This is a genomic window from Streptomyces sp. NBC_00234 (assembly GCF_036195325.1).
Taxonomy (GTDB): domain Bacteria; phylum Actinomycetota; class Actinomycetes; order Streptomycetales; family Streptomycetaceae; genus Streptomyces.
Genome location: NZ_CP108101.1, coordinates 594,448 through 608,657 on the forward strand (window position 1 = coordinate 594,448; position 14,210 = coordinate 608,657).

Annotated in this window: 9 protein-coding genes; 4 read left to right on the forward strand and 5 right to left on the reverse strand. The window is 69.8% G+C overall.

The window, feature by feature from the left end; all coding sequences use genetic code 11:
- Positions 1-17 precede the first annotated feature (17 nt).
- The 3 genes from OG230_RS02645 to OG230_RS02655 form a co-directional block, all read right to left on the reverse strand.
- Positions 18-335, reverse strand: a complete 318-nt coding sequence (locus OG230_RS02645; RefSeq protein WP_328908491.1) for a cupin — start codon at positions 333-335, stop codon at positions 18-20.
- A 64-nt stretch (positions 336-399) separates the two neighbouring features.
- A complete protein-coding gene (locus OG230_RS02650; RefSeq protein WP_443051478.1) occupies positions 400-1,506 on the reverse strand; it encodes a type III polyketide synthase in 1,107 nt (368 codons plus the stop codon).
- A gap of 34 nt (positions 1,507-1,540) precedes the next feature.
- On the reverse strand, positions 1,541-2,746 hold the full coding sequence (locus OG230_RS02655) for a cytochrome P450 (protein WP_328908492.1): 1,206 nt from the start codon (positions 2,744-2,746) through the stop codon (positions 1,541-1,543).
- Between the two features lie 266 nt (positions 2,747-3,012).
- Here OG230_RS02655 and OG230_RS02660 point away from each other — a divergent pair, with 266 nt between their 5' ends.
- From OG230_RS02660 to OG230_RS02670, 3 genes are all read left to right on the forward strand, one after another.
- Positions 3,013-4,305, forward strand: a complete 1,293-nt coding sequence (locus OG230_RS02660) for a Dyp-type peroxidase (RefSeq protein ID WP_328908493.1) — start codon at positions 3,013-3,015, stop codon at positions 4,303-4,305.
- A gap of 125 nt (positions 4,306-4,430) precedes the next feature.
- Positions 4,431-7,634 carry an alpha-L-rhamnosidase gene (locus OG230_RS02665; protein WP_328908494.1) on the forward strand — a complete coding sequence of 1,068 codons (3,204 nt, stop codon included), beginning with the start codon at positions 4,431-4,433 and terminating at the stop codon, positions 7,632-7,634.
- A 97-nt stretch (positions 7,635-7,731) separates the two neighbouring features.
- The gene (locus OG230_RS02670) at positions 7,732-8,322 is read left to right on the forward strand and encodes a YdeI/OmpD-associated family protein (RefSeq protein ID WP_328908495.1); all 591 of its coding nucleotides are present in this window, start codon (positions 7,732-7,734) and stop codon (positions 8,320-8,322) included.
- Between the two features lie 28 nt (positions 8,323-8,350).
- Here the strand turns inward: OG230_RS02670 and OG230_RS02675 are convergent, their stop codons facing one another.
- Positions 8,351-8,767: an acyl-CoA thioesterase gene (locus OG230_RS02675; RefSeq protein ID WP_328908496.1), complete on the reverse strand. Its 417-nt coding sequence runs from the start codon at positions 8,765-8,767 to the stop codon at positions 8,351-8,353.
- A 283-nt stretch (positions 8,768-9,050) separates the two neighbouring features.
- Here OG230_RS02675 and OG230_RS02680 point away from each other — a divergent pair, with 283 nt between their 5' ends.
- Positions 9,051-12,068 carry a carbohydrate binding domain-containing protein gene (locus OG230_RS02680; RefSeq protein ID WP_328908497.1) on the forward strand — a complete coding sequence of 1,006 codons (3,018 nt, stop codon included), beginning with the start codon at positions 9,051-9,053 and terminating at the stop codon, positions 12,066-12,068.
- A 51-nt stretch (positions 12,069-12,119) separates the two neighbouring features.
- Here the strand turns inward: OG230_RS02680 and OG230_RS02685 are convergent, their stop codons facing one another.
- Entirely contained in the window at positions 12,120-14,129 is a 2,010-nt protein-coding gene (locus OG230_RS02685) for a translation factor GTPase family protein (RefSeq protein WP_328908498.1), read from the reverse strand.
- Between the last annotated feature and the right edge of the window lie 81 nt (positions 14,130-14,210).

Here is a 14,210-nt window from a genome sequence, read left to right on the forward strand (position 1 = left end):
CCGCCGCGGGGGCGGGATCAGTCGTTCACCGCGGTGAGCAGCACCACGGCGTCCTCCAGGGCGAGCAGTCCGTGCCGCTCCTGGGGGATCGGGTGCAGCGCTCCGGCGGCGAGCTCCACGTCTCCGGAGGCGGCGGTGAGGCGGACCGCGCCGCGCAGCACCTGGAGGGACGCCGCGGGCGGTGCGTTGTGTTCGTCGAGGGCCGACCCGCCGGTGAGGGCGATGACCGTCTGCCGCAGGGTGTCCTCGTGCAGCAGGAGGTGGGCGCTGCGGCCGTGCGCGGAGGTACGGGCCGTGGCCAGGTGCTCGACGGCGAGGGCGTTCAGATCGTCCATATTCCCACTGTGCCACGAGGCCGGGCCGCGTGTTCTGCCGCGCGGCCCGGCCTCGTGCGTCGCGTCAGAGTCCGGCGGCCAGTGACAGGTCCGCCAGGTCGGCGTCCGCCGCGTCCGCCAGGCTGGTCCCGACCCACCGTCCCAGTGCCGTCTCGGCGGTGATGCCTGGGCCGAAGCCCGCGATGAGCCCCTGACCGAGCTCCGCCACGCCGCCGTCGTCGAACAGCCTGGCCAACGCGTCGAAGACCACGGAGCTGGCGATATTGCCCCGCTCCGTGAGCGTCGCCCGGCTGTAGCGGAACATCTCCGGTGGGAGATCCAGGTAGTGGCAGAGATCGTCGAGAATGCGCGGCCCGCCTGCGTGCACGATGAAGAAGTCCATGGCAGGCACGGTCCAGCCGTGCTTGTCGACCAGATCCTGCAGCACCGGGGCGAGCATTTCCATGGTGCCGGGCACCCGCTTGTCGAGCAGGAAGTGGAATCCCGTGTCGCGTACCGCGTAGGAGATCCAGTCCTCCGTGCCCGGCACCAGATGGGAGCCGTTGCGCTCCAGACTCATCCCGGTGCCGCCCTGACCGCGCACGACGGCCGAGGAGATCGCGTCGCCGAAGAGCCCGTTGGAGAGCAGTGAGCCGACTCCGATGTCGGTCGGCTGGTAACAGAGGGAACAGAACTCGCAGGACACGATGAGGACGTTGGCGTCCGGGTACGCCGTGCAGAAGTCATGGGCCCGGTTGATCGCCGCCCCTCCGGCCGCGCACCCGAGCTGGGCGATCGGGAGCTGTCGCGTCTCGGCGCGGAAGCCCATCGTGTTGATCAGCCAGGCGGTGAGCGAGGGCATCATGAAGCCTGTGCAGGACACATAGACGATCATGTCGATCTCGGCCGGTTCCACTTCGGCGTACGCGAGGGCCTGCCGTACGACCTCCGGTACCCGGGTCTTGGCCTCGGCCTCGTACAGCCTGTTGCGCACCTCGAAGCCGGGGTGGCGCAGTGTCTCCTCGATCGGCTGGACGATGTGCCGGGTCTGCACACCGGTGTTCTGGATGAGCCTCAGCACCAGCTCGCGCTGCGGGTGGTCGGCGTGGGTCTCCCGGGCCAGGTCCAGGGTCTGCTGCATCGTGATGACGTTCTCGGGCACAGCGATGGCCGGTCGGCACAGGGTCGCCATGGATTCTCCTCGTTCTCGGATGCGGAGGCTCTCGTCACCAGGTGACGGGCAGTGCGAGGGGGTAACGCCAGATGGACGTGGTGTTCCAGCGGATTTCCTCCGGCGGAACGTCGAGGCGCAGGGCCGGGAAGCGTGCGAGCAGCGATGTGAAAGCCACCTCCAGTTCCATCGTGGCCAGCGGCGCACCCAGACAGTGGTGCGCGCCCCAGCCGAAGGTCATGTGGGGGATGGACGGCCTGTCCGGGTCCAGCTCGTCCGGACGTTCGAACTTGAGGCCGTCCCGGTTGGCGGTGAGGTAGGAGACGTGGACGACGTCGCCGGCCCGGATCGGGACGCCGCTGAGCTCGACGTCCTCCAGGGCGATGCGCGGGATGCCGACGCCCTTGCGGAAGGGGATGTACCGCAGCAGTTCCTCGATCGTGCGGGGCAGCCGGTCCGGCGCGGCCCTCAGCGACTCCAGGAGCGCCGGCCGGGTGAGCAGCGTGTAGGCGATGTTGCCGAGCTGGTACGTCGTGGTGTCCTGGCCGGTGATGAGCAGCACCATGGCCATGACGGCCAGCTCCTGGTCGTCGAGGAGTTCCTCGCCGTCCCGGGCCGTGGCGAGCGTGCTGATCAGGTCCTCGCCGGGCGAGCGGCGCCGCTCCGCCGTCAGTTCGGTGAAGTAGGACCGCAGTTCGGCCTTGGCGCGGACCGCGTTCTCACGGCCCGCCGCGCCCATGTTCATCATGGTCAGCGCATGGGCGCGCAGCCAGGGGCGGTCCGCCTCGGGGATGTCGAGTGCTTCGCAGATGGTGATCAGCGGAAGCGGCGCGGAGACGCGTGCCACGAAGTCGGACGGGTTGCCGTCCTTCTCCATCTCGTCCAGGAGCTGGTCGACGATGCCCTGGGTCCGGGCGCGCATGTGGTCCACCCGGCGCGGGGTGAAGCTCTTCGCCACCAGGCTGCGCAGCCGGCTGCTGGCCGGTGGGTCCATCAGGTTGATGGACTCGGCCTGCACGATGGGTTCCGGGGTCATCCGCGGGAAGTCCCTGCCGAGTACGGCGCTGCGGCTGAAGCGCCGGTCGGTGGTGACGGTGCGGACGTCCTCGTAACGGGTGACGAGCCATGCCTCGCCCTCTCCGTACGGCATACGGATACGGGCCACGGGCTCTTCGGTGAGCAATTCCCTGAGTTGAGGGTCGAAGTCGAGCTGTTGCGCGTAGTCGAAGGGGCAGCTGCGCACAGTTTCCGTGTTCTCCACCGAGGTTCTCCCAAGGACCGGTCAGGGAATTCAGGGATGCCCGCTCCGGGGCCGGGAGCGGACCTCCCGTGTGTCCCCGGTCACGCAGAGAAACATGTCACTCACACTCAGTAATCAGCCGATCAGAGGGTGATCATGAGGAACAGCGGGGCCGATGGGCCGAGCGGCCCCTACACACACGGATGAACTTCTGCTCCTCGACCCCCTTACCGGGTACAGCACCAGGAACAAAGCACCAGGCCACCAGACCCGGACGAGGCGCGCTCATGGCTGACATCGACGACCGAGGAACCCAACGGCCCCCTCTCCGGCGGGGGCGCCGGACCTTCATCGTGGGAGCCGCCGGCCTGGCCGGCCTCACGGCGTCGCCCCCGCGCGCCGCCGCCCTCGCCGCCGGCGCCACGGATGCCGTCGGCCCGCCGGAGAGGGCCGGAACGACCCCTGCGGACGGTTCACCGGAGAGGGGTGGCGCCGCCGCCGCGGGCCGCATCCCGTTCCACGGTCGGCACCAGGCGGGCATCCTCACTCCGCAGCAGCCGTTCGCCGCGTTCGTCGCCTATGACGTGCGCTGCGAGAGCCGGAAGGATCTGGCCACCCTCCTCCAGAAGCTGACCCGGCGGGCCAGGGCCCTCACCGCCGGCCTCACTCCGGCCGACCCGGCCGTGGCCGCCGTCAAGGGCCCGCAGGACCGCCTCACCATCACCGTCGGCGTGGGGGCCTCGCTGTTCGACGAACGCTTCGGGCTGGCATCGAGGAAGCCGGCGGGCCTGGACCCGATGCCCGCGTTCCGGGACGACCGGCTCGACGAGGCGTCCTGCCACGGCGACCTGTCCGTGCAGATCTGCGCGCAGCATCCCGACGCGGTCCTGCACGTGATCCGGGACCTGGCGCGCGAGACGCACGGGATGCTGCGCACCCGGTGGCGGGTCGACGGCTTCCTCAATCCTCCCCGGCCCGCGGGCGCCCCCCGTACGTTCATCGGCTTCAAGGACGGGATCGCCCACCCCGACCTCCGCTCGTCGCGCGCCGCGGACCGGCTCCTGTGGCTCGGCGCGTCGGCGGGCGGCCCGGCCTGGACCCGGAACGGCTGCTTCCAGGTACTCCGGACCATCCGGCTGCACGCGGAGGCCTGGGACAAGGTGCCCACGCGGGAGCAGGAGAGGATCCTCGGCCGCAACAAGGCCACCGGCGCCCCCCTGACCGGCCGGAAGGAATCGGACCTGCCCGCCTACGAGGCGGACCCGGACGGCCTGCGGATTCCGCTCGACTCCCACATCCGGCTGGCGAACCCGCGTACGCCGGAGACCGCCGACTCACAGATCCTGCGCCGCAGTTACAACGTCGACCGGGGTCTCGCGCCGGACGGCACGCTCGATCTGGGCCTGCTCTTCTGCTGCTACCAACAGGACATCGTCCGGCAGTTCGCGGCGGTGCAGAAGCGCCTGGAGGGGGAGCGGTTCGCGGACTTCACCACCACCACGGGCGGCGGGTACTTCTTCACCCTGCCCGGGATCAGGGACCGCGAGGACTGGTTCGCCTCGGGGCTGCTCAGCGCATAACACCCCCATGAAAGGTTTCAACCCCGCCCTTCAGTTTCGCCTCATTCTCTTGACACACCCCATCCGCAACTCTAGCTTCACCGCGTGAATCGATTCATCGTCGAGTCGCACATCGGAGCCGCGCTGTGATCAGCAGAAGACGACTGCTCAGCACCACCGCAAGCACCGCCCTCGGAACCGCACTGGCCGCCTCGTCCGTTCCCGGAGCCCGCGCTTCCGAACGGGGAACAGCCGGCGCGGAAGCGGTGCGGGTCACCGAGCCGAGCGTGGAGTACGTACGCCACCCACTGGGCCTCGACACCCCGCATCCCAGGTTCAGTTGGCCACTGGCGTCGGACCGCCCCGGCCGGCTGCAGAGCGCGTACCGGTTACGGGTGGCCCGCAGTGTCCAGCGCCTCACCTCCCCCGACGTCTGGGACAGCGGGAAGATCGCGTCGGACCAGTCGGTCCTGGTGCCCTACGCGGGTCCCGCGCTCACGTCCCGTACGCGCTACTACTGGTCGGTCCGCGTCTGGGACGACGAGGGCAGGGGCTCCGAGTGGAGTGAGCCGTCCTGGTGGGAGACCGGGCTGCTGGACGCCTCGGACTGGTCCGCGCGGTGGATCGGCGGGCCGGCCGCGCTCATCGGCACCCCGGCGCTGGACGGCGCCTCCTGGATCTGGTTCCCCGAGGGAGATCCGGCCACCAGCGCACCGGCTGCCACGCGTTGGTTCCGCGGCCGGGTGGATGTTCCGTCGGGCGTCACGCGCGCCCGGCTCGTCATGACGGCGGACGACGGCTTCACGCTCTGGGTGGACGGCCGCGAGGTGGCCCGCACCGAGCCCGACAGCGCGGAGGACAACTGGCGCCGCCCCGTCCTGAGCGATGTCACCGCCGAACTCGGCCCCGGCGCCCATGTGATCGCCGTGTCCGCGACCAACGCCACGACGGGACCGGCCGGACTGCTCGGTGTGCTGGAACTGACCACCGCCGACGGCGTGCGGACCGTCGCCACCGGCGCCGACTGGAAGGCGGCCGACCGGGAACCGGACGCGCAGTGGCGGTCCCCCGGCTTCGACGACGCCGCGTGGCCTGCCGCCAAGGTCCTCGCACCGTGGGGCTCCGGCCCCTGGGGCAGGGTCCAGGTGACGCATTCCCCCGCCGTCCAGCTGCGCCAGGAATTCCGGCTGGGCCGCAAGGAGGTCGCGCGGGCCCGGCTGTACGCGACCGCGCTCGGCCTGTACGAGGTGTTCCTCAACGGCAGGAGGGTCGGCGAGGACCGGCTCGCACCGGGCTGGACCGACTACGACAAGCGTGTCCAGTACCAGACGTACGACGTGACCGGCCTGCTCTCCACCACGGGCGCCAACGCGCTGGGAGCGACGCTCGCGACGGGCTGGTACGCCGGGAACATCGGGTGGTTCGGACCGCACCAGTACGGAGAACAGCCCGCCCTGCTGGCCCAGTTGGAGGTCACCTACACCGACGGCTCGACGGAGCGCGTGGTCTCGGGTGCCGACTGGCGTACGGCGACCGGACCGGTGACGGCCGCCGATCTGATGTCGGGCGAGGAGTACGACGCCCGGCTGGAGACCGAGGGGTGGACGCGCCCCGGCTTCGACGCGTCGGGGTGGACGGCGGCCGACACGGTCGAGGACGTGTCCGTCCCGCTCGTCGCGGGCGTGGACGGCCCCTCACGCGTCGCGCGGGAACTGACCGCCCGCGAGGTGACCGAACCAGAGCCCGGCGTCTTCGTCTTCGACCTCGGACAGAACATGGTGGGCACGGTCCGGCTCTCGGTCTCCGGCCCGGCCGGAACGGCCGTACGGCTGCGGCACGCGGAGGTCCTCAACCCGGACGGGACGCTCTACACCACCAATCTGCGCACCGCCCGCGCCACGGACACGTACACCCTCAAGGGAGGCGGCCCCGAGACCTACGAGCCGCGCTTCACCTTCCACGGCTTCCGCTACGTCGAGGTGACGGGCTGGCCCGGCAGGCCGCCGCTCGACGCGGTCGTGGGACGCGTCATCCACACCTCCGCGCCGTTCACCATGGACTTCGCGACCGACGTTCCCCTGCTCAACCAGCTGCACAGGAACATCACCTGGGGGCAGCGGGGGAACTTCCTCTCGATCCCCACGGACACCCCCGCACGGGACGAACGGCTCGGCTGGACCGGTGACATCAACGTCTTCGCTCCCACCGCCGCGTACACGATGGAGTCGGCGCGCTTCCTCACCAAGTGGCTCTGGGATCTGCGCGACGGACAGGCCGAGGACGGGGCCTTCACGGACGTGGCGCCCTACATCGGCCCGGTCGGCAAGGGCGTGGCGGGCTGGGGCGACGCCGGTGTCACCGTGCCGTGGGCGCTGTACCAGGCGTACGGCGACGTCAGGGTGCTGGAGCAGTCCTGGGCCTCGATGCTGAAGTGGCTGGACTACCTCAGGGCGCACAGCAGCGGGCTGCTGCGCCCCGCCGAGGGGTACGGCGACTGGCTCAACATCGAGGACGAGACCCCCAAGGACGTCATCGGAACGGCCTACTTCGCCCACAGCGCCGATCTCGTCGCCAGGACGGCGGAGGCGCTGGGCAAGGACCCGGCACCGTACCGGACCCTGTTCGGCCAGGTGCGCGAGGCGTTCCGCTCGGCGTACGTCTCCGCCGACGGGCGGGTGAAGGGAGACACCCAGACGGCGTACGTGCTGGCCCTGTCCATGAACCTGCTGGCCGGGAACGAGCGGGGGCCGGCGGCGAGCCGTCTCGTCGCCCTCATCGAGGCGAAGGACTGGCATCTGACGACCGGCTTCCTCGGTACGCCCCGGCTGCTGCCCGTCCTGACCGAGACCGGCCACACGGACGTCGCGTACCGGCTGCTGCTCCAGCGGACGTTCCCGAGCTGGGGCTACCAGATCGACCGGGGTGCCACCACGATGTGGGAGCGCTGGGACTCCATCCGGCCGGACGGCAGCTTCCAGGACGCCGGGATGAACTCCTTCAACCACTACGCGTACGGCTCGGTGGGTGAGTGGATGTACGCGAACATCGCGGGCATCGCCCCCGGCGGCCCCGGGTTCCGGAAGGTAATCGTCCGGCCGCGTCCGGGCGGCGGGGTCACCGAGGCGCAGGGCCGGTACGACTCGCAGTACGGACCGGTCGTCACCCACTGGAGGACGGGGGCCGACGGCTTCCGGCTCAGCCTGTCCCTGCCCGCCAACACCACGGCCGAGGTGTGGGTGCCGGACTCCGGAGGCGCGGAGGTCGTCCACGGTTCCGCGCGGTTGCTGCGGAGGGAGGACGGCTGCGCCGTCTACACCGCCGGGTCGGGTACGCAGCGGTTCGCCGCCTGACACGCGGGCGAAGGGCGCCCATCAGGACAGCAACTGTCCTGATGGGCGCCTAGCGTGTCCTGTGACGGCGACACCTCGGTCCCCCAGGAGGCGGCACGTGCACACGGACGCAACGGAGTCGGCGGCCCCCGAGACGCGGTTCTTCGAACGGGCCGCCGAGCTGGAGTCCTGGCTCGACGCGCACCACGGAACGCGGTCGGCGCTGTGGATCAGGATCGCCAAGAAGGCGTCGGGCATCGTATCGGTCGGTCCGTCCGAGGTCATCGACGCCGCGATCTGCTACGGCTGGATCGACGGACAGCGCAAGTCCTGCGACGAGACGTACTACCTCCAGAAGATCACGCCCCGCCGGCCCAGGAGCCTGTGGTCCCTGGTCAACGTCCGCAAGGTCGAGGCCCTGACAGCGGCTGGGCGGATGCGGGAGCCGGGCCTCGCCGAGGTGCGGGCGGCCCGGGCGGACGGGCGGTGGGCCGCGGCGTACCCCTCGCAGAGCGAGGCGACCGTGCCCGCCGATCTCGAAGCCGCGCTGGCGGGCGACGCGACGGCGGCCCGCCGCTTCGAGCAGCTCGGAAAGTCGGACCGCTACCTCGTGATCCTGCGCCTCGTGACGGCGCGGACACCAGCCGTCAGGGCCGCCAGGCTCCAGCGGATGACGGAGCGTCTGGCGGCGGGCGAACCGATTCGCTGAACGGGCCCGCGCGCCGCCGCGCCCGGCCTCAGGCGCCGAGCAGCTCCGGGTTGTCGGCCAGCGAGGCGAGGTGGCCCCCGGGGTCCGCGATCAGCCTCCGGGCGGTGAGGTCGAGCATGCCGCCCACCCCCGTGATCTCGGCGGCGACGGTGCCGTCCTCCTTGATGATCTGCTGCGCGATCCGGAAGGTCTTGCCGGACCCGTAGACGAACGCGCAGGTCACCCGGACCTTGTCCCCACCGCGCAGCTCGCTGGCGTACTTCACCGTCACTTCCAAGGCCACCGGGCCCACCCCGGTGGCCAACAGCTTCTCCTGCGGCACGCCGGCCTCCCGCAGCAGCTCCCACCGGGCATGTTCGGCGTACTGGAGATAGACGGCCTGGTTCAGGTGTCCCTGGGTGTCGAGTTCGTAGCCACGCACTGTCACGTCAACAAAAAAGGTCATGAACACGGGAACGCGGATGGCCATTCCGTCATTCCTGGACGGGTCACCCAGCTCGCCGCCGTCACGGCGTCAGAACTCTTTACGAAGCTGTCATGCACGGGTAACTTCCTGATCGCAAAAGATTGCAGCAACATTCTGACAGCGCTTGCTGTCGGGACGCATTGCTCGCCCGAACCCCGAGGCGCGTCAGGGTTCTCCGGCGGGACACCCGCTGCTGCTCACGGAGCAGCAGCGCTGTCGGCAGCCGCGGTCCACCCGCCCGCGGCACTCCCCTGGAGACATCATGAAACGCACCCCTCACCGGCTGCTGAGACGCCCCCTCGCAGCAGCCGCGGCAGCCGCCACGCTGCTGGGGCTCCTCACCGCGCTGCCGCGGACGGGCCCCGACTCCGCCGTGCCCGTCGCCTCCGCGGAGTCCACGGCGACCGTCTTCTACTACACGAAGACCAGGAACTGGACGGCGTACAACCTCCATTACGCACCGGACGGCGGGTCCTGGACCACCGTGCCCGGTGTACGGATGGAGGCCGCATGCACGGACTGGGTGAAGCAGACCGTCCCGCTCGGCAGCGCGGCGGGCCTGGCCGCGACCTTCACCAACGGGTCCGGGGTCTGGGACAACAACAACGGCGCCAACTACGCGCTGGGCACCGGGAACATCACGGTGAAGGACGGGGTGATCGCCCACAGCGACCCGTGCGCGGGCACGGACCCCGACCCGGATCCCACCCCCGGTACGGGGAACACGGCCTCCGTCTACTACTCGACGGCCACGGTCGGCTGGACCACCACCAATCTGCACTACCAGCCCACCGGCGGCGCCTGGACCACCGTCCCCGGCGTGGGCATGGAGCCCGCCTGTACCGGCTGGGTCAAGCGCTCGGTGGACCTCGGTCCGGCCACCGGGATGCAGGCCGCCTTCAACAACGGCAACGGCGTGTGGGACAACAACAACGGCGGCAACTACACGATCCCCTCCGGCCTCACCACGGTGAAGGACCGGCTGGTCACGGCCGGCGCGAAGGACCCGTGCGCCGCCGAGGTGCCGGACACCGAGGCCCCGACCGCCCCGTCGAAGGTGACGGCCGACGCCGACGGGGTGTCCGTCGTGCTGTCGTGGGACCCGTCCACCGACGACCGCGGGGTGACGAAGTACCAGGTGACGCGGACCGGCGGCACCAGGGGAACCGTGGTCACCGACATCGGCTCCACCGTCCACTCGGACACCGGCCTGGAGGAGCGGACGGCCTACACCTACACCGTCAGGGCCGTCGACGCGGCGGGCAACGTCTCGGCCGCCTCCGCCCCGGCGACCGCCACCACGGGCGAGAAGCCCACGGCGCCCGCTTCCGGCACCCCGCTGGGGACCGACCCCCGCAAGGACCCGATCTACTTCGTGCTCACCGCGCGCTTCAACGACGGGGACAGCGCCAACAACCGGGGCGGAAGCCAGCACACCAAGTCGGGCAACGCGGCCAACAACGACCCGATGTTCCGCGGTGACTTCAAGGGCCTCGTCGAGAAGCTCGACTACATCAAGGGCCTCGGCATGTCGGCCGTCTGGATCACCCCGGTGGTGCTCAACCGGTCCGACTACGACTACCACGGCTACCACGGGTACGACTTCTACGAGGTCGACTCCCGGCTGGAGTCGGCCGGAGCCTCGTACCAGGACCTCATCAACGCGGCCCACGCCAAGGGCATGAAGATCTACCAGGACGTCGTCTACAACCACTCCTCGCGCTGGGGCGCCAAGGGCCTGTTCACGCCGGCGGTCTACGGCGTGCGGGACACCCAGTGGAGCTGGTACTACGACGAGAAGAACGAGGGCTTCGAGTACGACGGTCTCACCGTCGAGACCAAGTCCGGGAAGTCCTACTACAACGGCGACCTGTGGTCCACGGCCGAGCCGTCGGGCAACACCTGCGTCAATTGGGGCAAGCCCACCCAGTACACCTCGCCCGAGGGCTACCGCATCTACAACTGCCAGTGGCCCAACCCGACCTCGGGCATGTTCCCGAAGGCGTACTACCACAACTGCTGGATTGGGAACTGGGAGGGCGAGGACTCGCGCAGCTGCTGGCTCCACGACGATCTCGCCGACTTCAACACCGAGAGCGCGCCCGTCCAGAACTATCTGATCGGCGCCTACAACAAGTACATCGACATGGGGGTCGACGGCTTCCGCGTCGACACGGCCGTCCATATCCCGCGCACCACCTGGAACCGGCGGTTCCTGCCCGCGATCCAGGAGCGCGTCACCTCGCGGTTCGGCGCCGAGGCCGCGAAGAACTTCTTCGTTTTCGGTGAGGTGGCGGCGTTCGTCAACGACAAGTGGAACCGCGGCTCGGTCAATCACTCCGCGCAGTTCTACACGTGGAAGGAGCGCAAGGAGTACAGCGCGGACGACGAGAAGGCCGCTCTGGAGATGTACGACTACGAGCAGCAGCAGGGCACGGGAGCGCAGCCGGTCTCCGACAACGCGTTCCTGAACGGCAACGCCTATCACGTCCCGGACCACAGCAGGTTCTCCGGGATGAACGTGATCGACATGCGGATGCACATGAACTTCGGCGACGCCAACAACGCGTACAACAACGGCAAGGACTCCGACGACAGTTACAACGACGCCACGTACAACGTCGTCTACGTCGACAGTCACGACTACGGCCCCAACAAGAGCAGCGAGCGCTACGCGGGCGGCACCGACGCCTGGGCGGAGAACATGTCCCTGATGTGGACGTTCCGCGGCATCCCCACGCTGTACTACGGCTCGGAGATCGAGTTCCAGGCCGGAAAGAAGATCGACTGCGGCCCGACCTGTCCGCTGGCGACCACCGGCCGCGCCTACTTCGGGGACCATCTCGCGGGCAGCGTGGAGGCGTCGGACTTCAGCAAGGTCGCCTCGGCCACCGGAGCCGTCGCCACCACACTGGACAAGCCGCTGGCCAAGCACGTACGGCGGCTCAACGAGATCCGGCGCGCGATACCCGCGCTCCAGATGGGCCAGTACTCCACGGAGGGCATCACCGGCTCGATGGCGTACAAGCGCCGTTACACCGACGCGGCGAGCGGCACCGACAGCTTCGCTCTGGTGACGGTCAGCGGGGCTGCCACGTACGCGGGTATTCCGAACGGCACCTACAAGGACGCCGTCACCGGGGACACGCAGGTCGTGACGGGCGGGACGCTCGCGGTGCCCGCGCCCGGCAAGGGGAACCTGCGGGTGTACGTCCTCGACCTCGGCGGCAGGAACGCCGCCCCGGGGAAGATCGGGACCGCGGGCGCGTATCTGAAGTAGCCCACGGACCAGGGGCGTCGGTGCGTGCCCCCGCGGGCACGCACCGACGTTTCAGGCCCCGGCTGCCACCCGCCGCAGGGTGCGCAGCAGGTACTCCTTGCGGTGCAGCGGATCGTGGTCCGTGCGCGGCCGTTCCGGCGCCGGGCCGACGACCGGACGGTACTGCGCGAACGCGGACTCCAGCACGCCCTCGCCGCGGGTCAGTTCGGGCAGCAGCTGCTGGAGCCCGTGCACCTGCGCGGCCGGGATCTCCCCTTCCAGCACGCAGACCGCACCGCTCATGTCCGGTGTGCCCGGGACGGCGCGCAGCCGGGCGAGCACCGGCACCAGCGGACCGAAGGTGTCGGCGGGAAGCTCGATGCGGAAGTGGTGCATCGGCTCGTACACCGTGGTGCCCGCCCGCCGCAGTGCACTCATCAGCACCAGCGGAGTCAGATTGCGGAAATCCCCGGCGGTGCTCGACATCGACTTGTCGAACACCGCATGGGAATGGCTCTGCCTGGGCCAGTAACCGGAATGTGTCATGGTGACGACGCAGTCGGTGACCTGCCAGCCGTGAATTCCCTGATGCAGCGTGGCCATGACGGTTTCCTCCACCGCCCTCATGAAGGAGTACGGCATGGAGCCGAGCTCCACCTCGCGCCGGAATTCCACGCCTGCGCCGATCGGCGCCGGGTCCACCCGGAGGCCGACGGTGGCGAGGAAGGGATTGGGATCCTTGTCGATGATCTCGAATGCCGCACCGGAACCGACGGGCCGTTCCAGACAGATGGTCGTGGTTTCGCGGAAGGTGACGTCGACACCGAAGTCGTCCGCGAGCGTGGCCTGGATGACCTCCTTCTGGACCTCGCCGTAGAGCGATACGGACACCTCCTGCCTGAGGTCGTCCTGGCGCAGATCGATCAGCGGGTCCTGTTCGGCGAGCCTGGTCAGCGCGAGGTGCAGCGCTCCACGGTCGGCCCCGCGGCCGGGGACCACGACGGTCTCCAGGGTCGGCGGGGCGAAGTGGTGCCGCACCGGCTCCGCCGCCGCCTCGCCGATCGTGTCGCCGATCCGGATGTCGCCGAGTCCGTGGATCGTGCCGATCCGGCCGGCGCCGACGGACGCGCTGCGGACCTCGGCACCGTCGTCGAAGACGTTGATCGCGGAGACCTTGCCCTCGCCCTCGCGGCCGTCGCCTCCGCGGAACCGGAGCACGTCACGGGTGCGCACCGTGCCCGAGACCATCCGGACGTACGCCGCCTTCTCGCCCGCCGGACCCCGGTCGATCTTGAACACGGTGCCGGACGCGGGGCCCCGCGGGTCCCCGTGTGCCGTGGGCAGCAGCTCGGTGATGCCGGCGATCAGTTCGGGAACGCCGGCACCGGTGGTCGCGGAGCCGAAGAACACCGGGTGCGCGAGCGCCTGCCCGGTCTGTACCGCCAGTGCGTCGCGGAGCCTGCGGTACGTGACGGTCGCCGGGGCGTCCACGTACGCACCGAGCAGTTCGTCGTCGCGCCGGGTCAGCAGATCGGCCAGTGCGGCGGTGAACGCGGGGTCCGCCTCCGTGAAGGACGGGCTGCGGGCGTCCCGGGTGCCCAGCCCCTCGGCACCGGTCATGGCGACGACGTCCGGGGACAGCCGCTCGGCGATGCTGTCCAGCACGGCTTGGTACCGGGCTCCCGTGCGGTCGGTCTTGTTGACGAAGACCAGGGTCGGGATGCGCAGCCGCCGCAGTGTCCGCATGAGGACGCGGGTCTGCGCCTGGACACCTTCCACGGCGGAGATGACGAGGACGGCCCCGTCGAGCACGCCGAGGACCCGTTCCACTTCGGCGATGAAGTCCGGGTGGCCCGGTGTGTCGATCAGGTTGACCGCGACGTCGTCGACGACGAAGGAGACGACCGCGGACTTGATCGTGATGCCGCGCTGTCGTTCCAGCGCCAGCGAATCGGTCTGTGTGTTCCCGTCGTCGACGCTGCCGATTTCGTCGATGACTCCGGCGGCGTGCAGCAGCCGCTCGGTCAGGCTCGTCTTACCGGCGTCGACATGCGCCAGAATTCCCAGGTTCAACGTGTGCACGGAGCTTCAGGTCCTTGAGAGAGGGGTCAATTCCTGTCTGGGTGGACACAGAAGCTCGGCGCATCAAAATCTCCGTGGGGT

What these genes read in the sequence shown, in the direction of transcription:
- OG230_RS02645 (WP_328908491.1), bottom strand. Translation starts at nt 335, where the DNA reads ATGGACGATCTGAACGCCCTCGCCGTCGAGCACCTGGCCACGGCCCGT.
- OG230_RS02650 (WP_443051478.1), bottom strand. Translation starts at nt 1,506, where the DNA reads ATGGCGACCCTGTGCCGACCGGCCATCGCTGTGCCCGAGAACGTCATC.
- OG230_RS02660 (WP_328908493.1), top strand. Translation starts at nt 3,013, where the DNA reads ATGGCTGACATCGACGACCGAGGAACCCAACGGCCCCCTCTCCGGCGG.
- OG230_RS02675 (WP_328908496.1), bottom strand. Translation starts at nt 8,767, where the DNA reads ATGACCTTTTTTGTTGACGTGACAGTGCGTGGCTACGAACTCGACACC.
- OG230_RS02680 (WP_328908497.1), top strand. Translation starts at nt 9,051, where the DNA reads ATGAAACGCACCCCTCACCGGCTGCTGAGACGCCCCCTCGCAGCAGCC.